The organism is Enterobacter sp. JUb54 (assembly GCF_014298075.1).
Lineage (GTDB): Bacteria > Pseudomonadota > Gammaproteobacteria > Enterobacterales > Enterobacteriaceae > Klebsiella > Klebsiella lignicola.
In genome coordinates this window covers 3,686,514-3,710,275 of record NZ_CP060418.1, presented here as the reverse complement: position 1 = coordinate 3,710,275, position 23,762 = coordinate 3,686,514, and the positions used below count along the sequence as shown (strand labels likewise).

Below are 23,762 nucleotides of genomic sequence, written 5' to 3'. Positions count from 1 at the left end.
TAAGACGTGTTGATAACAGAATTTGCCTGGCGGCGATAGCGCGGTGGTCCCACCTGACCCCATGCCGAACTCAGAAGTGAAACGCCGTAGCGCCGATGGTAGTGTGGGGTCTCCCCATGTGAGAGTAGGGAACTGCCAGGCATCAAATAAAGCAAAGGGCTCAGTCGAAAGACTGGGCCTTTTGTTTTTTCTGCGTTTTATTCCCCGTCATACTGATACATTGCCGCAGCAAAACCTCTCTCTGATCAATCAATTATTCGCCAGCATTGCTCCTTAAACGCCGAATCATCACATTCGCTATGTTTCCTTGAGATTAAGCGCTGTATTCTATCCCGGACGTGGTTGAAACTTTTTCACCTTCTACTTGCAGACTCGACATTCTCCTTATTCCTGGTTATTGTTAGCTGTCTGGATGTCTAAACGTTTATACGTATGCTATGAGGTAATAAAGTTATGCCAATTCGGGTGCAGGACGAGCTACCAGCCGTCAATTTCTTGCGTGATGAGAACGTCTTTGTGATGACGGCTTCGCGTGCGACCACTCAGGAAATTCGTCCGCTGAAGGTGCTAATCCTTAACCTGATGCCGAAAAAAATCGAGACCGAGAACCAGTTTCTGCGTCTGCTCTCGAACTCTCCGCTGCAGCTTGATATCCAGCTGCTGCGCATTGACGCGCGCGAATCCCGCAATACGCCAACCGAGCACCTCAATAATTTCTACTGTAACTTCGACGACATCTGCGACCAGAACTTTGATGGACTGATCGTCACCGGTGCCCCGTTAGGGCTGGTTGAATTTAATGACGTGGCCTACTGGCCGCAGATCAAGCAGGTGCTGGAGTGGGCGAAAGATCACGTCACCTCCACGCTTTTTGTCTGTTGGGCGGTACAGGCCGCGCTCAATATTCTGTATGGCATCCCTAAACAAACCCGTTCTGAAAAAATTTCCGGCGTCTACGAGCACCATATCCTGCATCCTCACGCCTTACTGACGCGTGGTTTTGATGACTCTTTCCTGGCGCCGCACTCACGCTACGCTGATTTCCCGGCGGCATTGATTCGTGACTACACCGATTTAGAGATCCTGGCCGAAACGGAAGAGGGCGATGCCTACCTGTTTGCCAGCAAAGACAAACGCATTGCCTTCGTGACCGGACACCCTGAATACGATGCCAATACCCTGGCCAGCGAATTTTTCCGCGATGTTGAAGCCGGTCTGAGCCCGCAAATTCCCGACAACTATTTCCCACAAAACGATCCGCAAAACAAACCGCGCGCCACCTGGCGCAGTCATGGAAATCTGCTGTTTGCGAACTGGCTTAACTATTACGTTTACCAGATCACTCCATACGATCTGCGGAATATGAATCCGACTTTAGACTAATCATCCAGACAACGCGATCCTTAAGCGTTTCAGCATTTTGCCTCTGGCACCTTCGGGTGCCTTTTTTGTTTCCGAAATTCACTTCACGATTGTAATTAACTTTAATCTTAATGTTATCAATATGTTGTGATGATATTAAATTAAAAATGGAAATTGTTTTTGATTTTGGAATTTTATTGAGTAGTCTTAGTTGTGTTGAGCGAAAAGCAGACAACGATCGTTCACTCGCGCCAGCGGGATCAACCAACAGGAGCTACACCATGACGCAACAGGCGACAATGACTGATGAACTGGCCTTTAGCCGGCCATATGGCGAGCAGGAAACGCAGATTTTAACGCCTGAGGCGGTAGAATTTCTGACGGAACTGGTGAGCCGCTTTACGCCTGAGCGCAATAAACTGCTGGCGGCACGCCTGCAGCAACAGCAGGCGATTGATAACGGAACGCTGCCTGATTTTATTTCGGAAACGGCTTCCATTAGAAATGGTAACTGGACGATCCGCGGTATTCCCGCTGATTTGCAGGATCGCCGGGTGGAAATCACCGGCCCCGTTGAGCGCAAAATGGTGATTAACGCCCTCAATGCCAACGTAAAAGTCTTTATGGCGGACTTCGAAGATTCGCTGGCGCCGGACTGGGACAAAGTGATTGATGGGCAGGTTAACCTGCGCGATGCGGTGAACGGTACCATCAGCTACACCAACGAAACCGGTAAAATTTATCAGCTCAAGCCCGACCCGGCAGTGCTGGTGTGCCGCGTACGTGGCCTGCATCTGCCAGAAAAACATGTGACATGGCGCGGTGAGTCGATCCCCGGCAGCCTGTTTGATTTCGCCCTCTATTTTTTCCACAACCACCAGAACCTGCTGGCGAAAGGTAGCGGCCCTTACTTCTATCTGCCGAAAACCCAGGCCTGGCAGGAAGCGGCATGGTGGAGTGAAGTCTTTAGCTTCACTGAAGACCGGTTCAGTCTGCCGCGCGGCACCATCAAGGCCACGCTGTTAATCGAAACGCTGCCGGCGGTATTCCAGATGGATGAAATCCTGCATGCGCTGCGGGAGCACATCGTCGGTCTGAACTGTGGCCGTTGGGATTACATTTTCAGCTACATCAAAACGTTAAAAAACCATGGTGACCGCGTATTACCAGATCGCCAGGTGGTCACCATGGATAAGCCTTTCCTCAGCGCTTATTCACGTTTGCTGATTAAAACCTGCCACCGGCGTGGTGCGTTTGCGATGGGCGGCATGGCGGCATTCATCCCCAGCAAAGATGCCGACCGTAACCGCCAGGTGCTCGGCAAAGTGACCGCCGATAAAGAACTGGAAGCCAACAATGGCCACGACGGTACCTGGATCGCGCACCCAGGGCTGGCGGATACGGCGATGGCGGTTTTCAATCGCGTTCTGGGTGAACGCCCCAACCAACTGTCCGTCAGCCGGGAAGAGGATGCGCCGATCGACGCTGAACAACTGCTGGCGCCCTGTGAGGGCGAGCGCACCGAAGTGGGGATGCGCGCCAATATCCGTGTCGCGGTGCAGTACATCGAAGCCTGGATCTCCGGTAATGGCTGCGTACCGATTTACGGTCTGATGGAAGATGCGGCGACCGCCGAAATCTCGCGAACCTCCATCTGGCAATGGATCCACCACCAGAAAACCCTCAGTGACGGCACGCCGGTCACCAAAGCCCTGTTCCGCCAGTGGCTGGCTGAAGAGCTGATGGTCATTCAGGAGGAGCTGGGCGAACACCGCTACAGCAGCGGGCGCTTCGATGATGCCGCGCGCCTGATGGAACAGATCACCACCTCTGATGAGCTAATCGACTTCCTGACGCTGCCGGGCTACCGCCTGCTGGCATAAGCATCAGCTGAATGTGTTTGTCCGTGGCCACACTGCCTTCACCGATAAAGCCTGGGAAGCCAGGAATAAAATAATGGAGCATCTGCACATGAAAACCCGTACCCAACAAATCGAAGCATTAAACAAAGAATGGACACAACCGCGTTGGGAAGGCATTACCCGCCCCTATAGCGCTGAAGATGTTGTGAAATTGCGCGGTTCCGTCAATCCGGAATGCACGCTGGCGCAGTTGGGCGCGGCCAAAATGTGGCGACTGCTGCATGGCGAAGCGAAAAAAGGGTACATCAACAGCCTCGGTGCGTTAACCGGCGGGCAGGCGTTGCAGCAGGCGAAGGCCGGCATCGAGGCGATTTACCTCTCCGGCTGGCAGGTGGCGGCGGATGCCAACCTTGCCTCCAGCATGTACCCGGATCAATCACTGTACCCGGCGAACTCCGTCCCGGCGGTGGTCGATCGGATCAACAATACCTTCCGTCGCGCGGATCAGATCCAGTGGTCGACCGGTATTGAACCGGGGGATCCGCGTTACACCGATTACTTCCTGCCGATCGTTGCCGATGCCGAAGCGGGATTTGGCGGCGTACTGAACGCCTTTGAGCTGATGAAATCGATGATTGAAGCCGGTGCAGCGGCCGTTCACTTCGAAGATCAGCTGGCGTCGGTGAAGAAGTGCGGGCATATGGGCGGAAAAGTGCTGGTACCGACCCAGGAGGCGATCCAGAAGCTGGTCGCGGCACGCCTGGCGGCGGATGTCATGGGCGTCCCTACGCTGGTGATCGCCCGAACGGATGCCGATGCCGCCGATTTGATCACCTCCGACTGCGATCCGTACGATCGTGAGTTTGTCACCGGCGATCGCACCAGCGAAGGCTTTTTCCGGACACATGCCGGCATTGAGCAGGCGATCAGCCGCGGGCTGGCCTACGCGCCCTATGCCGATCTGGTGTGGTGTGAAACCTCGAAACCGGACCTTGAGCAGGCTCGTCGCTTTGCCGAGGCCATTCACGCCCGCTTCCCAGGCAAATTGCTGGCCTATAACTGCTCGCCGTCGTTCAACTGGAAGAAAAATCTGGATGACAGCACCATCGCCCGTTTCCAGCAGGCGCTGTCCGACATGGGTTACAAATACCAGTTCATCACGCTGGCGGGCATCCACAGCATGTGGTTCAACATGTTCGACCTGGCCCATGCCTATGCGCAGGGTGAGGGGATGAAGCATTACGTCGAGAAGGTGCAGCAGCCTGAATTTGCTGCTGCTTCGCAAGGCTACACCTTCGTTTCTCACCAGCAGGAGGTGGGGACCGGCTACTTCGATAAGGTCACGACCATCATCCAGGGCGGGGCCTCCTCCGTCACGGCGCTGACCGGTTCCACGGAAGAAGAGCAGTTCTGATCGTGTTCCCCCTCTCCCTGTGGGGGAGAGGGTTTGGGGTGAGGGGGAAGCTATGACGCGTGGCCTGGAATTACTGATTGCACAAACGATTTTGCAAGGTTTTGACGCGCAGTACGGGCGTTTCCTGGAAGTCACTTCTGGCGCGCAGCAGCGCTTTGAGGATGCTGACTGGCATGCGGTTCAGCAGGCCATGAAGCAACGTATTCACCTTTACGATCATCACGTTGGCCTGGTGGTGGAGCAGCTGCGCTGTATCACCGAAGGCAAAAGCACCGATGTGGATTTTTTGCTGCGGGTGAAAGAGCAGTACACCCGTTTGCTGCCGGACTACCCGCGTTTTGAAATTGCCGAAAGCTTTTTTAATTCTGTCCATTGTCGACTGTTCGACCACCGCTCGCTGACCCCCGAGCGGCTGTTTATTTTCAGTTCGCAGCCTGCGCGCAGCGGTCGGGCGCTTCCCCGTCCGCTGGCAAAAAGTTTTTCCCCCGATCGCGGCTGGGAGACGCTGCTCAACAAAGTTCTCACCGACCTGCCTCTGCGTTTACCGTGGCAAAACAAGGCGCGCGACATCGGCTACATTAGCGCGTCTTTGCAGGAGGCGCTGGGCAGTGAGATGCTCTCCCGCAGCCATCTGCAGGTGGCGAACGAGCTTTTTTATCGTAATAAAGCGGCCTGGCTGGTTGGGAAGCTGATCACCCCGGTCGCAACCTTGCCCTTTTTGTTGCCTGTCCATCGCAGCGATGAAGGTGAACTGTTTATTGATACCTGTCTGACTACCCACGCCGAAGCCAGTATTGTCTTTGGCTTCGCCCGCTCCTATTTCATGGTCTACGCCCCGCTGCCCGGAGCGCTGGTCGAGTGGTTGCGCGATATTCTGCCCGGTAAAACGACCGCTGAGCTGTATATGGCCATTGGCTGCCAGAAGCATGCGAAGACCGAAAGCTATCGGGAATATCTCTACTACATCGGCCGCAGCAATGAGCAGTTTATTGAGGCGCCGGGGATCCGTGGGATGGTGATGCTGGTGTTTACCCTGCCGGGCTTCGATCGGGTTTTTAAAGTCATTAAAGACCGCTTTGCGCCGCAAAAGGAGATGACCGCCGCCCACGTGCGCGCCTGCTATCAGTTGGTGAAAGAGCATGACCGCGTCGGACGTATGGCCGATACCCAGGAGTTTGAAAACTTCGTGCTGGAAAAACGGCAAATTGCTCCAGCGCTGATGGCGTTATTGCAGGCCGAAGCCGGGGCGAAAATCACCGATCTTGGCGACCGGATTGCCATCAGCCATCTCTATATTGAACGCCGCATGGTGCCGCTGAACATCTGGCTGGAGCAGGTGAGCGGCCAGGCGCTGCGCGATGCGGTGGAGGAGTATGGCAACGCGATCCGCCAGCTTGCCGCGGCGAATATTTTTCCCGGCGATATGCTGTTTAAAAACTTCGGCGTGACCCGCCATGGGCGGGTGGTGTTTTACGATTACGATGAAATTTGCTACATGACCGAGGTGAATTTCCGCGAAATACCGCCGCCGCGCTACCCGGAAGACGAGCTGGCGAGCGAACCGTGGTACAGCGTTTCTGCCGGGGATGTTTTTCCGGAAGAGTTTCGCCACTGGCTGTGCGCGGACCCGCGTATCGGACCGTTGCTGGAAGAAATGCACGCCGACCTGCTGCGGGCGGATTACTGGCGGGCGCTGCAGACGCGCATTCGCAACGGCCATGTGGAAGATGTCTATGCCTATCGCCGCCGTCAGCGCTTTTGCGTGCGCTACGGCGCGATGCAGCAGGCGGGATAAAAACGTTATCGGAAGCCGCGGGTTCGCGGCTCAGGACAAGCGCACGTCGGCAACCTCGATCAGCGCGAACTCTTCATAAATCAGCTCCATCTCCGGTGACCAGGTCCCTTCACGCTCGAAGAACGCCTGATGGCCCTGCTGCCAGTAGGCCAGACTCAAATCGCCTTCACCTTCCCGCGCGGCGAGCTCCGCCGTCATCTCATTAAAGCGAATGATTCGGAGGACCAGAGTACGGATGACGCAGGCCGGTTCGCCGGCTCCGTTGAGCACAATGTGGTAGGCGCCAGGGGTGACGGGCGGGTTCTCCTGACGATAGCTGGCAAGAGAGCCGCAGGTGCCGCGTTTTTTCCCGGCGATAACCAGAGCCACCAGCTCATCGGCCAGCGCGGGGGAGTCGCCGAATGACCAGCAAAATGCATCGGGATACCGCTGTTGCCAGAGGGATTTCAGATCGTTCATGTTAGCGAACCCCACCATATGCCAGCGTCACCTCTTTGGCCGCTTTAATCACCAGCGCACCCAGTTCGGTGACCCGATCGTCAGTCATACGGGAAATCGGGCCGGAGATAGAGATGGCGGCAAACGGCTCCCGGTGTTCGTCATAAATACAGGAGGCGACGCAGCGTAAACCGAGGGCATGCTCTTCATCATCAAACGAATAGCCGCGCTTGCGCGTCTGGGCCAGATCCTCTTTCAGATGGACCGGCGAAACCAGCGTCGCGTGGGTATAGGCGTGCAGGCCTTTGCGGTGTAGCAGGCCGGTGACCTGCTCTTCGCTGAGCTGGGACAAAAACGCTTTCCCCGCCCCGGAGGCGTGCATCGGTAGCTTTCCGCCAATCGGCGCGGACATTCGCATCAGCTGCGTACACTGAACCTGGTCGATAATAATCGCCTGGTGGTCGCTTTGATCCAGGACGGCCAGGTTGACCGTTTCACCGGAATCTTCCATCAGCTGGCGCAGAATCGGGTGGACGATCGCCAGCAGGTTGCGGCTTTGCAGAAAGCTGCTGCCGACGATAAAGGCATGCGCGCCCACCGACCAGTGGCCCAGGTCACCGACCTGGCGCACGAAGCCCAGCTGCTGCATGGTCGTCAACAGGCGATGGGTCGTGGAGTTGGGCAGACCGGCCTGCTGGGCCAGCTCGGTCAATGCGACGCTGCTGTGTGATTCAGCAATCCACTCGAGGAGTTTTAATCCGCGAGTAAGCGATTGAACCTGGCCGCCAGCCTGTGGGGCGGCGGGCGTCGCGGGTTTTCTGCCGCGCTTAGCGGGAACGGGAGTAGCCATCGCTGAATCCTTTTTTCTGTATCGTGGAAATAGTTTTCATTTTATTTGCGCAATTTGCAATCACAACCAGACTGATCGGATGAGTGAAGCTGAACATGTCTCATATTGCCCGTCGCTCTCTTTTCCACATTGGTGGTTTATGCCAGTATGGTTTGTTGGCCTTTTGGCCTGGGTGAGCGTTGTCGGGAGCGAGTGTGAGCAGCAAAGTTGAACAACTGCATCAGCAGTTAAAAAAACGTATTTTGGTTCTGGATGGCGGCATGGGCACCATGATCCAGGGCTATCGTCTGAGTGAAGAAGATTTCCGTGGCGCACGCTTTGCCGACTGGCCCTGCGACCTGAAAGGCAATAACGACCTGCTGGTACTCAGCAAGCCGGAGGTGATTACCGATATCCACGACGCCTACTTTGAGGCCGGGGCGGATATCATTGAAACCAACACCTTTAACTCGACCACTATCGCGATGGCGGATTACCAGATGGAATCCCTGTCGGCGGAAATCAACTTTGCCGCAGCACAGCTGGCGCGCGCCAGCGCCGATGCGTGGACGGCCCGGACGCCGGAAAAACCGCGTTACGTCGCTGGTGTCCTCGGCCCGACCAACCGCACCGCCTCCATCTCCCCGGACGTTAACGACCCGGCCTACCGCAATATCACCTTTGATGGGCTGGTAGAAGCATACCGTGAATCCACCAAAGCGCTGGTGGAAGGCGGCGTGGACCTGATCATGATTGAGACGGTGTTCGATACCCTGAACGCCAAAGCGGCGATCTTTGCGGTGAAAGAAGAGTTCGAGGCGCTGGGGGTGGATCTGCCCATTATGATCTCCGGCACCATCACCGATGCCTCCGGGCGTACGCTCTCCGGGCAAACCACCGAAGCTTTTTATAACTCGCTGCGGCACGCCGACGCGCTGACCTTTGGTCTGAACTGCGCGCTGGGGCCGGACGAACTGCGCCAGTATGTGCAGGAACTGTCGCGCATTGCCGAATGCTACGTTACCGCGCACCCGAACGCCGGGCTGCCAAACGCCTTTGGGGAATACGATCTCGACGCCGACACCATGGCGGCCCAGATCCGCGAATGGGCGGAAGCGGGCTTCCTGAACATCGTCGGCGGCTGCTGCGGCACCACGCCGGAGCATATCGCCGCCATGTCACGCGCCGTGACGGGCCTGGCGCCGCGCGCGCTGCCGGAGATCCCGGTAGCCTGTCGCCTGGCAGGCCTGGAACCGCTCAATATCGGCGATGACAGCCTGTTTGTGAACGTCGGCGAACGTACCAACGTCACCGGTTCTGCCAAGTTCAAACGCCTGATTAAAGAAGAAAAATATAACGAAGCGCTGGACGTTGCCCGCCAGCAGGTGGAAAGCGGCGCGCAGATTATCGATATCAACATGGATGAGGGGATGCTCGACGCCGAAGCGGCGATGGTGCGTTTCCTCAACCTGATTGCCGGCGAGCCTGATATTGCCCGGGTGCCGATTATGATCGACTCCTCGAAATGGGACGTCATCGAAAAGGGCCTGAAGTGTATTCAGGGGAAAGGCATCGTCAACTCTATCTCGATGAAAGAGGGGGTTGAGGCCTTCGTCGCGCATGCGAAAAAGGTCCGTCGCTACGGCGCAGCCGTCGTGGTAATGGCCTTTGACGAAGTCGGCCAGGCCGACACCCGCGCGCGCAAAATTGAAATTTGCCGCCGGGCGTACAACATTCTGACCAAAGAGGTGGGCTTCCCACCGGAAGATATTATTTTTGACCCCAATATCTTCGCCGTCGCCACCGGTATTGAAGAGCACAACAACTACGCCCAGGACTTTATCGGTGCCTGCGAAGACATTAAACGCGAGCTGCCGCACGCGCTGATTTCTGGCGGCGTCTCTAACGTCTCGTTCTCATTCCGTGGCAACGATCCGGTGCGCGAAGCGATTCACGCGGTGTTCCTCTACTACGCCATTCGCAACGGCATGGATATGGGGATTGTTAACGCCGGGCAGCTGGCGATTTATGACGATCTCCCGGCCGAGCTGCGCGATGCCGTAGAAGACGTGATCCTCAATCGTCACGCCGAGGGCACCGATCGCCTGCTGGAGCTGGCGGAAAAATACCGCGGCAGTAAAACCGATGACTCTGCCAACGCCCAACAGGCGGAATGGCGCAGCTGGGACGTGAAAAAGCGCCTTGAATACTCGCTGGTGAAAGGGATTACCGAGTTTATCGAACTGGACACCGAAGAGGCGCGTCAGCAGTCTGCTCGCCCGATTGAGGTGATTGAAGGCCCGCTGATGGACGGCATGAACGTGGTCGGCGACCTGTTCGGCGAGGGCAAAATGTTCCTGCCGCAGGTGGTGAAATCGGCCCGCGTCATGAAACAGGCGGTCGCCTATCTGGAGCCGTATATCGAAGCCAGCAAGGAAAAAGGCTCCAGCAACGGCAAGATGGTGATTGCCACCGTCAAAGGCGACGTCCATGACATCGGTAAAAATATCGTTGGCGTGGTGCTGCAGTGTAATAACTACGAAATTATCGATCTTGGCGTGATGGTGCCGGCGGATAAAATCCTCAAAACCGCCCGCGAAGTGAATGCCGACCTGATTGGCCTCTCGGGGCTGATTACCCCGTCGCTGGATGAAATGGTCAACGTGGCGAAAGAGATGGAACGCCAGGGCTTTACCATTCCACTGCTGATTGGTGGCGCCACGACCTCGAAAGCGCATACGGCGGTCAAAATCGAGCAGAACTACAGCGGCCCGACGGTGTACGTGCAGAACGCCTCGCGCACCGTGGGGGTGGTGGCTTCGCTGCTCTCGGAGACCCAACACGATGAGTTCGTCGCGCGCACCCGTAAAGAATACGACACCGTGCGTATTCAACACGCCCGTAAAAAACCGCGCACGCCGCCGGTGACGCTGGCTGTTGCCCGGGATAACGATCTGGCCTTTGACTGGGAAAACTATACGCCGCCGGTGGTTCACCGTCTGGGCGTGCAGAGCGTAGAAGCCAGCATCGAAACCCTGCGTAACTACATCGACTGGACGCCGTTCTTTATGACCTGGTCGCTGGCCGGGAAATATCCGCGCATCCTTGAAGATGACGTGGTGGGCGAAGAGGCGCAGCGGCTGTTCAACGATGCCAACGAGATGCTGGATATGCTGAGCGCCGGGAAGCAGCTTAACCCGCGTGGCGTAGTGGGACTATTCCCGGCCAACCGCGTGGGCGACGATATCGAAATCTATCGCGATGAAACCCGCACCCACGTCCTGACGGTCAGCCACCATCTGCGTCAGCAGACGGAAAAAGTGGGCTTTGCCAACTACTGCCTCGCCGACTTTGTCGCCCCGAAACTGAGCGGTAAAGCGGACTACATCGGCGCCTTTGCGGTCACCGGCGGGCTGGAAGAAGACGCGCTGGCGGAAGCGTTTGATGCGCAGCACGATGATTACAACAAGATCATGGTGAAAGCCATTGCCGACCGTCTGGCGGAAGCCTTTGCGGAATATCTGCATGAGCGGGTGCGTAAAGTCTACTGGGGCTATGCGGCGAATGAGAACCTCAGCAATGAGGAGCTGATCCGCGAAAACTACCAGGGGATTCGCCCGGCACCGGGTTATCCGGCCTGCCCGGAACACACCGAAAAAGCCGTTATCTGGGAACTGCTGGATGTTGAAGCCCAGACCGGCATGAAGCTTACCGAGTCATTTGCCATGTGGCCAGGTGCCTCGGTTTCCGGCTGGTATTTCAGTCATCCGGACAGCAAGTACTATGCGGTGGCGCAAATTCAGCGCGATCAGGTGGAGGATTATGCCCGGCGTAAAGGGATGACCCCGGCCGAAGTTGAGCGCTGGCTGGCGCCAAACCTCGGGTACGACGCGGACTAGATCGCGGCCGGTCACAAATCTGTCATCTCACCTTACAACTTACAGGGCGCGTCAATCGCGCCCTGTCTCTTTATTGCTGCTAAACCCTTATACTGGGTATTGGTTCAGCACCTGCCGTCATCAACGGTAAGCGTTCTGGACGATATAGCCCGGTTGAGTACTGCCGGGGGAATTCCTGGCGGGCTAGCGGTATTTATCCGTCGGGTAAGTAAGGAGAATAAGAATCCGTGTTAACTCTGCTGCACCTGCTGTCTGCCGTCGCCCTACTGGTTTGGGGGACGCATATCGTTCGTACCGGCGTGATGCGCGTATTTGGTGCGCGCCTGCGCTCCGTGCTGAGTAGCAGCGTCGAGAAAAAGCCGCTCGCCTTCTGTGCGGGTATTGGCGTCACGGCGCTGGTACAGAGCAGTAACGCCACCACTATGCTGGTGACCTCGTTCGTGGCCCAGGATCTGGTGGCGCTGACGCCGGCGCTGGTGATTGTCCTCGGGGCCGATGTCGGTACCGCGCTGATGGCGAGGGTGCTGACCTTCGACCTCTCCTGGCTGTCACCGCTGCTGATTTTTATCGGGGTGATTTTCTTTCTTGGCCGCAAACAAACCCGCGCCGGGCAGCTCGGGCGAGTGGGTATCGGTCTGGGGCTGATTTTATTAGCGCTGGAACTGATCGTGCAGGCGGTTCACCCCATTACGCAGGCCAACGGCGTACAGGTGATTTTCGCCTCATTGACCGGCGATATCATGCTGGATGCGCTGATCGGCGCGATGTTTGCCATTATCAGTTACTCCAGCCTGGCGGCGGTGCTGTTAACGGCTACCCTGACCTCAACCGGCGTGATTTCGTTCCCGGTGGCGCTGTGTCTGGTGATTGGCGCCAACCTCGGTTCGGGGATTCTGGCGATGATCAACAACAGCGCCGCCAATGCCTCCGCGCGGCGCGTGGCGCTCGGTAGCCTGTTGTTTAAGCTGGTGGGCAGCCTGATTATCCTGCCGTTTGTCCATGTGCTGGCCGATGTGATGCACCGGATGCCGCTGCCGGAAGCGGAGCTGGTTATCTACTTCCACGTCTTCTACAACCTGATCCGCTGCGTGGCGATGGTACCGTTTGCTGAACCGATGGCCCGGCTGTGTAAGCGCCTGATCCACGAAGACCCTGAGCTTGACCCGCATCTTAAACCGAAGCACCTGGATACCTCGGCGCTGGATACGCCGACGCTGGCGTTAGCCAATGCCGCGCGTGAGACCCTGCGTATTGGTGATGCCATGGAGCAGATGCTGGAGGGGTTGCACAAGGTGATGCACGGTGAACCGCGAGAGGAGAAGGAGCTGCGTCGTCTGGCTGATGACATCAACGTGCTCTATACCGCGATCAAGCTGTATCTGGCGCGGATGCCGAAAGATGAGCTGGCGGAAGAGGAATCCCGGCGCTGGGCGGAAATCATCGAAATGGCGCTGAACCTCGAGCAGGCCTCCGATATCGTCGAACGCATGGGCAGCGAAATCGCCGATAAATCTCTGGCGGCGCGGCGCGCTTTTTCCGTCGAAGGGCTGAAAGAGCTGGACGGCCTGTACGATCAGCTGCTCAGCAACTTACAGCTGGCGATGTCGGTCTTTTTCTCCAGCGACGTGCCGAGCGCCCGCCGTCTGCGCCGCAACAAGCACCGTTTCCGGATCCTCAACCGCCGTTACTCGCATGCGCACGTCGATCGTCTGCACCAGCAGAACGTGCAGAGCATTGAGACCAGTTCGCTGCATTTGGGCTTACTGGGCGATATGAAACGTCTGAACTCGTTGTTCTGTTCCGTGGCGTATAGCGTGATGGAACAGCCGGATGAAGACGATGAGCGGGATGAGTATTAAGCCCGGGTTAGCGGCGGGCCTGTAGCCCGGCTGACGTGCATACGCCAGCCGGGAACCGGTCTTAAAAGCGGTGACCTGCCTCGAGCGTCACCGCCTCTTCACCGGCCCTGAACACCAGCGTAGGGTTCGGGCCGCCGAGGGTGGCGTGTCCTTGCGTCACCTGAATCCAGTTGCCTTCCGGCAAGCCGATCACCGTCAGCTCCGGCGCCACGACCAGCAGCTCACGGATCCGCTGTTCACGGGTTTCACCTTTATGGCCTTCCGGCAGCGCATTGGTAAAGTGCGGGTTAATTTGCAGCGGGAACAGCCCCAGCGCAGCAAAACCTTGCGGGTCAACGATCGGCATATCGTTGGTGGTGCGGATGGTCGGACAGGCGAGATTCGCGCCGGCGCTCCAGCCGATATACAGCGCGCCGCGCGTCACCACATCAACAATAGGGGCCAGAAGCCCGCGTTCACGGCACTCCTTCAGCAGCTGAAAGGTATTGCCGCCGCCGACAATCACCAGTTCGGCAGCGTTGATGGCGGCCACCGGGTCGGCGACGCTATGAATGCCGGTGACTTTGATACCGAGCGGGGCGAGTACCGCGGCGGTTTTGGCCGTATAGTCATCCCAGGTTTGCGTCACCCCGGCGAAGGGGATAAACACCGCCGAACGGCGTCCATTGAGCTGGCCGCTAATCACGGGCAGCGCGTGTTCCAGCCATGCTTTACCAGGTAGCGACGAGTTACTTAATAACAGCAGTTCCATCTTTTCTCCATGTAGCCAGGTGATAGCATTGGCTGCGGATCCTACCACCGCTTGCCCGTTCGCTCGCTGATATGGCTCACGATGTTGCAAGGTCGCGACAGGAATTGCGCCCTCCCTGGCGCGTCGCGTTGTTACTCCGCCCGGGCGAATGCCGCGGCTTCTCTGACGAGGTCAGCATCCGGGCGCACGCCGGTATACAGCGCAAACTGCTCCACCGCCTGCAGTGCGATCACTTCCGCTCCGCTGATGATGTGTTTATCCAGCTGCTGCGCCAGGCGAATCAGCGGCGTTTCTACGGGCAGGGCCACCACATCAAACACCACGCTGGCCTGGGCGACCATCGTCCGGCTGAACGCCAGGGCGTCGCTGTGCGCCCCGCCCGCCATGCCGAGCGGCGTGACGTTGACCAGGATATCGGTGGCGATCCCTTCCGGTTGGGGCTGCCACTGAAAACCGTACTGTCTGGCGAGCGCCAGGCCGTTGTCACGGTTGCGAGCGGCGATCACCACGTTGCGAAAACCGGCATCGCGGAAGGCGGCGATCACCGCTTTCCCCATGCCGCCGCTGCCCTGAATCATCACGGCGGCGGCGTTATCCAGCTGGTGGCTGTCGATCAGGCTTTTCACCGCAATATAGTCGGTATTAAGGCCGGTCAGCCTGCCGTTGTCGTTGACGATGGTGTTCACCGAATCAATGACCGCGGCGGAAGGATCGATGGCGTCGAGAAAGGGCATGCAGCTCTCTTTAAACGGCATCGATACCGCGCAGCCGCGAATGCCCAGCGCCCGCACGCCGGCCACCGCGGCGGCAATATCCTGCGTCGTAAAGGCCTTGTAGAGATAGTTCAGACCCAGTTTTTGATACAGATAGTTGTGAAAGCGCGTGCCGAAATTACCCGGGCGACCGGCCAGCGACATACAGAGTTGGGTATCACGATTAATCATGAGCAATGTCCGGTGCGTGGGCTAACAGGTACTGTTCCGCTTCCGCAGACCAGATCCCATGGTGGCGCTCCATAATGGCCGCCAGTTGCGGATCGGCAATCTGGCCAAGGGGCGTCAGAGGCAGCGATTTTTCGGTGTACACCAGCTTTTTACCGCCGCCGACGGCGGGTAAATCGAGGGTCGTATCACCCGCTGCATTAAGCCCAAGAATATGGGTCACCACTTTGGCGGCCTGGACTTTTTTCGCCTGCATCAGGGCGACGGCGGCCCGCATATCATCGGTATTCCCGCCGGAGGTGCCGACATAATGGGTGAAGGCGTAGTGCACATCGTAAAAGTTGATCGGCGCGCTGAACTGCTTATCCTGCGGACCGGCAAAGAAGTTCAGGCAGCCGTCAGGGGCCAGCAGCGAAGAGGCCATGGTAATCAGCTGCTCGTTGGGCACGAACACGAAAATATCGTCAAAGCCATGGCCGCCGGTCAGCGCCATCAGCGTCTCACGCCCGGCATCGTGCCCGTCAAGGTAGTGGATCAGCGTTTGCGGCTCCGACGGATAGTGCTGGCGGGCATAGCTCAGCTTCGGCTTATTGGTATCGGTCACCACCAGCAGCGACGGGTTCACCGGCCCGTGCAGTGCATAGTCGATCGCCAGCAGCCCCATTGGACCGGTACCGCCGAGGATCAGCGTGCGCCCCTGCGGCCGGATCCCCATGGTGTGGTTATAGGTGCCTTCCTGCAGATGATAGTTGGCATTGAACGCGCCGATCACGCAGGAGAGCGGCTCGACCAGCGAGCCTTCAAACCAGCTATCGCCCTCCCAGGTGAGCAGGCAATCTTGCGTCATCACCTCGTCAGGGATCACCACGTGCGTGGCTTCACCACCGATCCACGGGAAAGAGTAGCCGGGGCAATCGGGGCGATCCGGCAGCTGCAGATTGGCCTGAATCACGTAGCGCTGACCGGCCTGAAACTTGTGCTGCCATTTTTTGCCGACCGCGAGAATTTCGCCGCAGAACTCATGACCGATGATGATGGGATTGACCGCCACATCGTCCGGGACTTTCTTATGGTTTTCCCCCTGATTGGCCTCTTTCCAGGAAGAAAGGCACAGGCTGTCGGTTACCACCCGGGCGAGGATTTCGTCGTCCTGCATGGCCGGGAGTTCGAAGGTTTCCAGGCGCAGGTCGCGCTTGCCGTACAGTCGAAGAGCTGTTGTTTGCATAAACCACCTCATAGTTAGCACAGTGGCCCCGCCGTGGCCGGGGCAGAAAAATCAGGACAAGAAGCCCAGCGCGTTGCCGACAATTCCCAGCCCGAACAGGGCGAAGATCAGCCATACCGGATTCACTTTTTTGTTGAGCAGGCGCACCATCAGCAGCGTCAGACCCAGCGCCAGCAGGCCAGGGCAGAGCTGATCGAGGATGTTCTGCACGGTCATGGTGACGGTGGTGCCGTCGGCGCCCGGCGTTTTCGATACCACCAACGGCACGTTGATGGTGGTCCATTTCGTGACCAGCACCCCCATGACGAACAGGCCCAGAATCGACGCCCCTTCGGTCAGTTTTTGCAGCAGGTTACCGCCCATATCGCTGACGATATTGACCCCTTTACGGAAGCCGAGCTGCAGGCCATACCATTTCATAGCCAGGCGTACTGCGTTGAAAATAAAGAAGAACAGCAAAGGTCCCAGCAGGTTGCCGGAGAGCGCCAGCGATGCGCCGAGCGCCGCGGTAATCGGGCGTAGCGTCCCCCAGACCAGCGGATCGCCGACCCCGGCCAGCGGCCCCATCAGGCCAACTTTGATGCCGTTAATGGCCCCATCGTCGATGGCCGCCCCGTTGGCGCGTGCTTCCTCCATGGCCGCCGTCACGCCCAGCACCGGGCCACAGACGGCGGGAGTGGTGTTGAAGAACACCAGATGACGTTTCAGCGCCGCCACCTGATCCTCTTTTAGCGGATACAGGCGTTTGATCGCCGGGATCATGTCGTAGCAGAACCCGAGGCCATGAATACGTTCGAAGTTGAAGGAGGCCTGCTGCAGGTTGGAGCGCAGAAATATGCTCACCAGGTCGCCTTGTGTCAGTTTTTTCGGTTCCATTGTGGGCTCCATCAATCGTCAAGTTGGTCAAGGGCGGTGGAAGAGGTGGCAGCCTGTTGCGGCTCGGCCTTGCGCCATTGCGGGTTCAGCTGGATGTAAATCAGCGCGATGATGACCCCCACGCCGCCAAAGGCCAGCAGGCTGAAGTTGAGGTAACCTCCCGCCAGGAAACCGAGGAAAAAGAAAGGCATCAGATACTTCACGCCCATCATGCGCAGGACCATGGCGTAGCCCACCACCACAATAAAACCGCCGGCGATTTGCAGACCGCGGGTGACAAATTCCGGGATGGCGTTAAGCATGTTGCTGACCATGTCGGCGCTGACAAACATCGAGACCACCAGCGCCGGGATAGCGACGCGCAGCGCCTGTACGCCCAGCGCCGAGACGTGCAACATATCAATGGTGCGAAAGCGGGCTTCTTCTGCCGCTTTGTCCGCCGCATGCTGAAAGACGACGGTGATGGTGCGGGCGAAAACGGTTAATACCTGGCCTGCCGCCGCAACCGGCAGCGCGATGGCGATACCGGTGGCAATGCTTTGATGACCGACGATAACCAGAATGGCGGAGATAATGCTGGCCAGCGCGGAGTCCGGCGATTGTGCGGCGCCGACGTTCATCCAGCCGAGGGCGATCAGCTCCAGCGTGCCGCCGAGCATAATCCCGGTTTTTAAATCACCGAGAATTAACCCGATAACGGTACAGGCAATTAACGGGCGGTGAGTCTGGAATTCATCCAGTACGCTGCCCATGCCGGCAATACAGGAAAAAATAAATATGGCGATTATTTGTAGGGTACTAATTTCCATTATATGTCACCTTGCGGGTATATTAATCCCTGCCTGTTACGGCATTAATATGGCATCGTGCGAACGATGGTATTAATACAGGCGCTTTTTTATTCTGTAATGGACTGCTCAGTTATTTTGTCGAGAATATTGACGGATGGATCCGATGCCACCACGCGTAAATCCAGTTTAACGCCCAGTTTATCCAGTTCACGAAACGCAGTAATATCACTTTGGTCTAATGATACCGCTTTGGTTAATTGTGTTTTACCCGGCCGCCAGGCCATTCCGCCAATATTCAGGGTGGCAATATTCACGCCTTGCCTGACCATCGTTAATGCATCCTGCGGATTGGTAAAGAGATAAAAAACGGTCTCGTTTTGATATTGCGGGTTGTGATAGACGGCGACCGCCTTTTCCAGGTTCACGACGTTGACCTTCATTCCCGGCGGGGCGGCCTGGCGCAGTAAAGTGCGCCGCACTTCATCGTTATACACCTCGTCGTTGCAGATAATAATGCGCTGGGCGTTAGCCACTTTAGACCAGACGGTGGTCACCTGACCGTGGATCAGGCGGTCATCGATGCGGGCGAGCGTAATATTCATCAAAAATCCTCCTCAATGGTTTCCGGCTGCCGCCAGACCACGCAGCACTGGCTGGCGATGGCGGTCAGGTGGTCGCATAATGCTTCTGCGCTCATGCTGTGCTGGTTATCCACCAGTTCCAGCGCCAGCGGTAACGAAAGGCCGCTGATGACCCGCAGTCGCGGGTTGCTCATTGCCAGTCCGGCGGCGGCATTCCACGGGCTGCCGCACTGCAAATCAACGGCAATCAGCCACTCGCTATCGTTGTGAGTGCTCACTAACTTTTCCAGCTTTGCGGCGATATCCCCGGCGTTTTCTCCCGGGACAAATTCCACGGCGCTGACCTCAACGTCGCCATAGACCATACGGACCGAATCGAGCATGGCGCCGGCCAGCTGACCATGTGCGCAGAAAATAACATTCACCATTTCGACTCCTTAACCGCGGGTTTTTCCGCCAGCAATGTTAGTGGTTACTCCGGTGATATAGCTTGCCCGCTCTGACAGCAGATAGCAGACGTAGTCGGCAACCTCGCTCAGACGACCGGAGCGGCCAATGGGAATCGCATTCTTGCTGTAGCCCGCCCGCAGTTGCTCGACGGTGATGTTGCGCGTCCAGGCCAGCGCTTCTTCGTACTCCGGCGTGCGCAGCCCGGTCTTTTCAAGGATCCCCGGCGCCACGCCGACCACGCGGATGCCGTGTTTGCCCAGCTCTTTGGACCATGAACGGGTGAAGCTATTCAGCGCCGCTTTGGTCGCGGCATAACAGCTCTGGCCCTCCGAGCCTTCCAGCCCGCTTTCCGAAGAGACGTTAACAATCACGCCTTCACGCTGCTTCACCATCTGCCGCGCCACCGCCTGCGACATCAGAAAGACCCCTTTCTGGTTGATGTTGACCATTTTCTCAAAGGCGCTTTCGTTTAACTCATAGCGGCCTTCCGGCGCTTTTTCATCGACCAGCAGGCGCGGGAAGTTCACCCCGGCATTATTCACCAGACCATCGATGCGTCCGTATTGCTGGATAATTTGCGCGACGCTGTGGTTGACTTCGCTGGCGCTGGAAATATCCGTTGGCCAGAATGTGTAACGATCGCTGTTTTGATATTTGTCACCGCCGTGAATATCGGTCATCTGGACATTGGCGCCGAGATTTAATAATTCTTCAACGATCGCCAGGCCAATGCCTGAGGCGCCACCGGTCACAATAATGATTTTATCTTTCAGATTTAGCCAGGTTTGCATAATAGTCATCTCATTTTTCAGGTAAAGGGAACCCACGCAGCGTCAGCTGCGTTAACAGAAAACGGCTTTTTATTTCAGTAATTGCTCTGCAGTTTCTCGATTAGTCACCAGACAGTTAATATAGCCACCGCGTAATGCACCAATAATACCCGTGTATTTTTCTTCTCCGATGGCAATACCTACGGAATAACGTACCTGTTTTAATCGGGCAATATCGATGGATAACGTTTTTTCATTCATCGTGGTCTCAACGGCGTTGCCGTTGATATCGTAAAAGCGCGAACAAATATCGCCGGCGACCTGGCGCGCGTTAAGGTCATCGCTCTCTTCGCTGCCGTAAAAGGCGTGCCAGTTGGCGCCATCGCGGATCGCCGGGGAACCAATCCCGACCAGGGCCACGTCGAGGTTCTCCCAGTAGGATGAAATCGTTTTAAAGTGCTGAGACTGCATAATGCCGTTGCGGATCAGGGTGTTCTCCAGCAGCGCCGGGAAGTCAGCCAGGTGCGATTCGGCTTTCAGCCGGGCGGCGGCGCCATAGGTCAGCGTGTTCACATGGTACTGGCTTTCCAGTTTTCCCGAAGGGCCGCCGATGATCGGCACGCAGATAACCTGCCGCGACTGGCTTGCCTGAGGCAAGGTTTCCACCAGCGCCCGTACCGCTCGTCCCCAGGAAAAACCGATGATATCGCCGGGTTCAAGCAGGCGATCCACCAGCTGTGCGCCGTGCTGGCCGATGGTGCTGAGCTGGTCCTCTTCCTGTAACGAGCTGCATGAGGCTACCACGGCTTCTTTAAGACCGAATTTCTGCTTCAGCTGCTGCTCTAACCACAGGTTTTCGTTGTAGTCGTAGTTGATGGCGATGGTGACAATACCCTGCTCGCGACCACGCTTCAGCAGGCGGCTGATGGTGGTGCGGTAAATCCCCAGCTCGCGGGCAATCTGCGCCTGGGTCATGTCCTGCTCGTAATAGAGTTGGGCAACTTTTACTATTAAGCGGATATCATCGCTGTTTTCGATCGCCATCTTTGGGCTCCTGCACATTTGTGCAAACGACATTCTTGCTCTCTTGATCTGATATAACCCCATCACAGGCCGACTACAAAGAAATTTTCCACCATTTCATTAGGATGAGGCGGTGGTTTGTTTTGCACATTTGATCGTCAGCCCCTAAGGAGATGGCACGTTTGTGCGTGATGCGCTAATGGATTGATTCTGCTTATATTCACCAGGCAAAGTTGCACGGTCTGTGAATGGACACTTTTGTGTAGAAAGAGGTGGGAGATCACATTTATCGCTGCCCGATGCGGACGTGACTGTTTTTGATTGTCCGCAGGTTGAGGTATATTCCACGTTTTATACCCGCCATACTTTAAGTTGCATGTGTGTTGGCTGTCCCTACGGGGCCAGCGCAAGCGTTGTGGTCCTGCAACTCGAATTATTTAGGGTATATACATCAAAGCATTCAAGTTTTATCAAGGCGGCAAGAGAGCGCACTCCGGCAGCATAGTAATCTATGTGGAATGAGTGGGCGGAGCCAACACAGTGACAACTTGAAGGATAAAGTGTCTCAGGAGACGTTATGCTGCCCGACTCATCAACCCGACTTAATAAATACATCAGTGAAAGCGGCATCTGCTCGCGCCGTGAGGCGGATCGCTACATTGAGCAAGGCAATGTTTTCATCAATGGCAAGCGAGCGACCATCGGCGATCAGGTCAATCCTGGCGACGTCGTGAAGGTCAACGGTCAACTGATCGAACCGCGCGAGGCCGAAGATCTGGTGTTCATCGCCTTAAATAAGCCGATCGGTATTGTCAGCACGACGGAAGACAGCGAGCGCGACAACATCGTCGACTTCGTCAATCACAGCAAGCGCGTCTTTCCTATCGGCCGCCTGGACAAAGACTCCCAGGGGCTGATCTTCCTCACCAACCACGGCGATCTGGTGAATAAGATCCTGCGTGCCGGTAACGATCATGAAAAAGAGTACCTGGTAACGGTCGATAAGCCGGTCACCGACGACTTTATTCGCGGCATGGGGGCCGGCGTGCCGATCCTCGGGACGGTGACGAAGAAGTGTAAAGTCAAAAAGGAAGCGCCGTTCGTGTTCCGCATTACCCTGGTGCAGGGGCTGAACCGTCAGATTCGTCGGATGTGCGAGCACTTTGGCTATGAAGTCACGAAACTTGAGCGTACGCGCATTATGAATATCGGGCTGTCGGGACTGCCGCTGGGTGAGTGGCGTGATCTGACGGATGATGAGCTGGTGGCGCTGTTTAAGCTGATTGAGAACTCATCGTCCGAGGCGCAACCAAAGGCGAAGCCGAAAGCCAAACCGAAAACGGCCGGGATCAAACGTCCGGTGGTCAAGGCGGAGAAAAGTAACGAGAAAGGGCGCCCGGCATCAAACGGTAAACGTTTTACTCAGCCGGGGCGTAAGAAGAAAGGGCGTTAACGTCTGCCGCGGGTCGGCGTGTTCGCCGACCACGAGAACGAGGCATCGCTATCGGGTTTGTAGGCCTGCTTTTTCTTCAACTGGCGGGCCTTTTTCGCTTCAGCTTCACGCAGCACCATCAGCTTATCGATGTACTCTTTTTTGACGGCGTTGGTTTCCGCGTTAGTCAGCAGGCGACCGTGCGCAATTCTCGCCCGGTCCAGCAGCGTTTTTAGCTCACGCTGCTCGCGTTCGGTCATATCTTGTTGCGTAATGCGGGGAAGTGCCATAGTAGAACCCTCAGTCAGCCGATAATTCAGTGTACGGCAATCGCGGGCCGACGGACAGCGCGTTGATCCGTCTCCCGCGTCACCGCGACTTAGCGTTTACGCTCTGATTTAGCGGTGGGTTTTCCGGACCAGTAGCCCGCCAGCAGGGAACCGGACAGATTGTGCCAGACCGAGAACAGCGCCCCAGGCAGTGCGGCAAGCGGGCCGAAGTAGATTTTGCCCAGCGCGGCAGCCAGACCGGAGTTCTGCATCCCCACTTCAATCGCCAGCGTGCGGCAGGTTGACTCGTCAAAGCCAAACAGCCGTCCACCCCAGTAGCCGCCAAGCAGGCCGATGGCGTTATGCAGGATCACCGCCACAATCACCACCAGACCGACAGAGGCGATATGGGAAGCGGAACCGGCAACCACGGCGCTGATAATCGCCAGAATGCAGACCATCGAGAAGGCGGGCAGGAAAGGCTCAACCGCACGCACCACTTTTGGCAGCGTATGGTGAATGACCAGCCCCAGCGCAATCGGGATCACCACGATTTGCAGAATGCTCAACAGCATCCCCATCACATCCACCTGAATATGGGCATCCACGTACAGCCGCGTTAACAGCGGAGTGGCAACCACCCCGACCAGCGTCGAGACGGACGAGATGGTGACCGACAGCGCCACATCACCTTTTGCCAGGTAGATCATCACGTTCGAAGCCGTCCCGCTGGCGACGCTGCCGACCAGCACCATGCCAGCAGAGAGTTCCGGCGGCATATGGAACAGCAGCGCCAGAGCCCAGGCCGCGAGCGGCATCACCAGATAATGCAGAAAGATCCCGGCGGCAACCGGCGCCGGACGTGACAGCACGCGCTTAAAGTCGTCGAGCTTCAGGTGTACCCCCATCCCGAACATAATGAGCATCAGCAGCGTCGTCACCCAGGGACCGATGGGCGTAAAGGTTGATGGGGTGTAATAGGCCAGAACGGAGAGCAGCAGCGCCCAGAGCGGGAACAGCCTCGTCAGAATAGCGAGCATGTTGTTTTCCTTGCGATTGACTCCTCATGCCAGGCGCGCGTCTGTGGTGCCTGCGTGGGCGCCACGTCGGCCAGCAGCCTGAACGATGAGGGATGTTGTGTTGATATAGTTATAAAAAAGCCGGGTGCGAGCCCGGCTATAGGTAATATTTATCG

The 23,762-nt window shown here is 57.0% G+C and carries 20 protein-coding genes and 1 rRNA gene; 8 read left to right on the top strand and 13 right to left on the bottom strand.

What is annotated here, in order from left to right; translation table 11 throughout:
- The first annotated feature begins 25 nt into the window (after positions 1–25).
- The 5 genes from rrf to aceK all read left to right on the top strand — a co-directional run bounded on the left by rrf (position 26) and on the right by aceK (position 6,433).
- Positions 26–141: ribosomal RNA gene (gene rrf, locus HF679_RS17085) — 5S ribosomal RNA — on the top strand.
- A gap of 312 nt (positions 142–453) precedes the next feature.
- Positions 454–1,383, top strand: a complete 930-nt coding sequence (metA, locus tag HF679_RS17080; RefSeq protein ID WP_123757709.1) for a homoserine O-succinyltransferase — start codon at positions 454–456, stop codon at positions 1,381–1,383.
- 260 nt (positions 1,384–1,643) lie between these two features.
- Complete coding sequence (aceB, locus tag HF679_RS17075; RefSeq protein WP_187042246.1) at positions 1,644–3,245, top strand: malate synthase A; 1,602 nt, start codon at positions 1,644–1,646, stop codon at positions 3,243–3,245.
- Positions 3,246–3,333: 88 nt separating this feature from the next.
- A complete protein-coding gene (gene aceA / locus HF679_RS17070) occupies positions 3,334–4,638 on the top strand; it encodes an isocitrate lyase (RefSeq protein ID WP_123757965.1) in 1,305 nt (434 codons plus the stop codon).
- Positions 4,639–4,690: 52 nt separating this feature from the next.
- On the top strand, positions 4,691–6,433 hold the full coding sequence (gene aceK, locus HF679_RS17065) for a bifunctional isocitrate dehydrogenase kinase/phosphatase (RefSeq protein WP_187042245.1): 1,743 nt from the start codon (positions 4,691–4,693) through the stop codon (positions 6,431–6,433).
- 30 nt (positions 6,434–6,463) lie between these two features.
- On the opposite strand, the gene HF679_RS17060 is transcribed toward aceK, so the two are convergent.
- Both HF679_RS17060 and iclR read right to left on the bottom strand, forming a co-directional pair.
- Positions 6,464–6,883: an ASCH domain-containing protein gene (locus tag HF679_RS17060; RefSeq protein ID WP_123757966.1), complete on the bottom strand. Its 420-nt coding sequence runs from the start codon at positions 6,881–6,883 to the stop codon at positions 6,464–6,466.
- Between the two features lie 10 nt (positions 6,884–6,893).
- Positions 6,894–7,721: a glyoxylate bypass operon transcriptional repressor IclR gene (iclR, locus tag HF679_RS17055; RefSeq protein ID WP_123757712.1), complete on the bottom strand. Its 828-nt coding sequence runs from the start codon at positions 7,719–7,721 to the stop codon at positions 6,894–6,896.
- Positions 7,722–7,915: 194 nt separating this feature from the next.
- Between iclR and metH the strand changes: the two genes are divergently transcribed.
- Together metH and HF679_RS17045 are read left to right on the top strand one after the other, a co-directional pair.
- The gene (gene metH / locus HF679_RS17050; RefSeq protein ID WP_123757713.1) at positions 7,916–11,599 is read left to right on the top strand and encodes a methionine synthase; all 3,684 of its coding nucleotides are present in this window, start codon (positions 7,916–7,918) and stop codon (positions 11,597–11,599) included.
- A gap of 227 nt (positions 11,600–11,826) precedes the next feature.
- Positions 11,827–13,458 (top strand): Na/Pi cotransporter family protein, encoded by a 1,632-nt coding sequence (locus HF679_RS17045; protein ID WP_123757714.1) that lies wholly within the window; start codon positions 11,827–11,829, stop codon positions 13,456–13,458.
- 61 nt (positions 13,459–13,519) lie between these two features.
- Here the strand turns inward: HF679_RS17045 and pepE are convergent, their stop codons facing one another.
- The 9 genes from pepE to HF679_RS17000 form a co-directional block, all read right to left on the bottom strand.
- Positions 13,520–14,209: a dipeptidase PepE gene (gene pepE, locus HF679_RS17040; protein WP_123757715.1), complete on the bottom strand. Its 690-nt coding sequence runs from the start codon at positions 14,207–14,209 to the stop codon at positions 13,520–13,522.
- A gap of 131 nt (positions 14,210–14,340) precedes the next feature.
- Positions 14,341–15,153: a shikimate 5-dehydrogenase gene (locus HF679_RS17035; RefSeq protein ID WP_154145168.1), complete on the bottom strand. Its 813-nt coding sequence runs from the start codon at positions 15,151–15,153 to the stop codon at positions 14,341–14,343.
- The gene (gene sorE / locus HF679_RS17030; RefSeq protein WP_123757717.1) at positions 15,146–16,375 is read right to left on the bottom strand and encodes an L-sorbose 1-phosphate reductase; all 1,230 of its coding nucleotides are present in this window, start codon (positions 16,373–16,375) and stop codon (positions 15,146–15,148) included. The genes HF679_RS17035 and sorE overlap by 8 nt, the downstream gene beginning before the upstream one ends.
- A 51-nt stretch (positions 16,376–16,426) precedes the next feature.
- Positions 16,427–17,251 (bottom strand): PTS system mannose/fructose/sorbose family transporter subunit IID, encoded by an 825-nt coding sequence (locus HF679_RS17025; protein WP_123757718.1) that lies wholly within the window; start codon positions 17,249–17,251, stop codon positions 16,427–16,429.
- An 11-nt stretch (positions 17,252–17,262) separates the two neighbouring features.
- Positions 17,263–18,060 (bottom strand): PTS mannose/fructose/sorbose transporter subunit IIC, encoded by a 798-nt coding sequence (locus HF679_RS17020; RefSeq protein WP_123757719.1) that lies wholly within the window; start codon positions 18,058–18,060, stop codon positions 17,263–17,265.
- 89 nt (positions 18,061–18,149) lie between these two features.
- A complete protein-coding gene (locus tag HF679_RS17015; RefSeq protein ID WP_123757720.1) occupies positions 18,150–18,644 on the bottom strand; it encodes a mannose/fructose/sorbose PTS transporter subunit IIB in 495 nt (164 codons plus the stop codon).
- Complete coding sequence (locus tag HF679_RS17010; protein WP_187042244.1) at positions 18,644–19,051, bottom strand: mannose/fructose/sorbose PTS transporter subunit IIA; 408 nt, start codon at positions 19,049–19,051, stop codon at positions 18,644–18,646. The genes HF679_RS17015 and HF679_RS17010 overlap by 1 nt, the downstream gene beginning before the upstream one ends.
- Positions 19,052–19,060: 9 nt before the next feature.
- Complete coding sequence (locus HF679_RS17005) at positions 19,061–19,864, bottom strand: SDR family oxidoreductase (protein WP_123757967.1); 804 nt, start codon at positions 19,862–19,864, stop codon at positions 19,061–19,063.
- 69 nt (positions 19,865–19,933) lie between these two features.
- A complete protein-coding gene (locus HF679_RS17000; protein ID WP_154145171.1) occupies positions 19,934–20,887 on the bottom strand; it encodes a sugar-binding transcriptional regulator in 954 nt (317 codons plus the stop codon).
- A gap of 556 nt (positions 20,888–21,443) precedes the next feature.
- Between HF679_RS17000 and rluF the strand changes: the two genes are divergently transcribed.
- The gene (gene rluF, locus HF679_RS16995; protein WP_123757722.1) at positions 21,444–22,319 is read left to right on the top strand and encodes a 23S rRNA pseudouridine(2604) synthase RluF; all 876 of its coding nucleotides are present in this window, start codon (positions 21,444–21,446) and stop codon (positions 22,317–22,319) included.
- Here rluF and HF679_RS16990 read toward each other — a convergent pair.
- The gene (locus tag HF679_RS16990; RefSeq protein ID WP_123757723.1) at positions 22,316–22,588 is read right to left on the bottom strand and encodes a DUF3811 domain-containing protein; all 273 of its coding nucleotides are present in this window, start codon (positions 22,586–22,588) and stop codon (positions 22,316–22,318) included. The genes rluF and HF679_RS16990 overlap by 4 nt on opposite strands.
- Before the next feature lie 89 nt (positions 22,589–22,677).
- Complete coding sequence (gene panS / locus HF679_RS16985; protein ID WP_123757724.1) at positions 22,678–23,607, bottom strand: ketopantoate/pantoate/pantothenate transporter PanS; 930 nt, start codon at positions 23,605–23,607, stop codon at positions 22,678–22,680.
- Positions 23,608–23,762 lie beyond the last annotated feature (155 nt).

Excerpts from the sequence above, each read along its gene's own strand:
- panS (WP_123757724.1), bottom strand. The coding sequence starts at position 23,607 with ATGCTCGCTATTCTGACGAGGCTGTTCCCGCTCTGGGCGCTGCTGCTC.
- rluF (WP_123757722.1), top strand. The coding sequence starts at position 21,444 with ATGCTGCCCGACTCATCAACCCGACTTAATAAATACATCAGTGAAAGC.
- aceB (WP_187042246.1), top strand. The coding sequence starts at position 1,644 with ATGACGCAACAGGCGACAATGACTGATGAACTGGCCTTTAGCCGGCCA.
- HF679_RS17015 (WP_123757720.1), bottom strand. The coding sequence starts at position 18,644 with ATGAATATTACGCTCGCCCGCATCGATGACCGCCTGATCCACGGTCAG.
- aceA (WP_123757965.1), top strand. The coding sequence starts at position 3,334 with ATGAAAACCCGTACCCAACAAATCGAAGCATTAAACAAAGAATGGACA.
- HF679_RS17025 (WP_123757718.1), bottom strand. The coding sequence starts at position 17,251 with ATGGAACCGAAAAAACTGACACAAGGCGACCTGGTGAGCATATTTCTG.
- pepE (WP_123757715.1), bottom strand. The coding sequence starts at position 14,209 with ATGGAACTGCTGTTATTAAGTAACTCGTCGCTACCTGGTAAAGCATGG.
- HF679_RS17000 (WP_154145171.1), bottom strand. The coding sequence starts at position 20,887 with ATGGCGATCGAAAACAGCGATGATATCCGCTTAATAGTAAAAGTTGCC.
- aceK (WP_187042245.1), top strand. The coding sequence starts at position 4,691 with ATGACGCGTGGCCTGGAATTACTGATTGCACAAACGATTTTGCAAGGT.
- HF679_RS17035 (WP_154145168.1), bottom strand. The coding sequence starts at position 15,153 with ATGATTAATCGTGATACCCAACTCTGTATGTCGCTGGCCGGTCGCCCG.
- HF679_RS17020 (WP_123757719.1), bottom strand. The coding sequence starts at position 18,060 with ATGGAAATTAGTACCCTACAAATAATCGCCATATTTATTTTTTCCTGT.
- iclR (WP_123757712.1), bottom strand. The coding sequence starts at position 7,721 with ATGGCTACTCCCGTTCCCGCTAAGCGCGGCAGAAAACCCGCGACGCCC.
- HF679_RS16990 (WP_123757723.1), bottom strand. The coding sequence starts at position 22,588 with ATGGCACTTCCCCGCATTACGCAACAAGATATGACCGAACGCGAGCAG.
- HF679_RS17005 (WP_123757967.1), bottom strand. The coding sequence starts at position 19,864 with ATGCAAACCTGGCTAAATCTGAAAGATAAAATCATTATTGTGACCGGT.
- metA (WP_123757709.1), top strand. The coding sequence starts at position 454 with ATGCCAATTCGGGTGCAGGACGAGCTACCAGCCGTCAATTTCTTGCGT.
- HF679_RS17010 (WP_187042244.1), bottom strand. The coding sequence starts at position 19,051 with ATGGTGAATGTTATTTTCTGCGCACATGGTCAGCTGGCCGGCGCCATG.
- sorE (WP_123757717.1), bottom strand. The coding sequence starts at position 16,375 with ATGCAAACAACAGCTCTTCGACTGTACGGCAAGCGCGACCTGCGCCTG.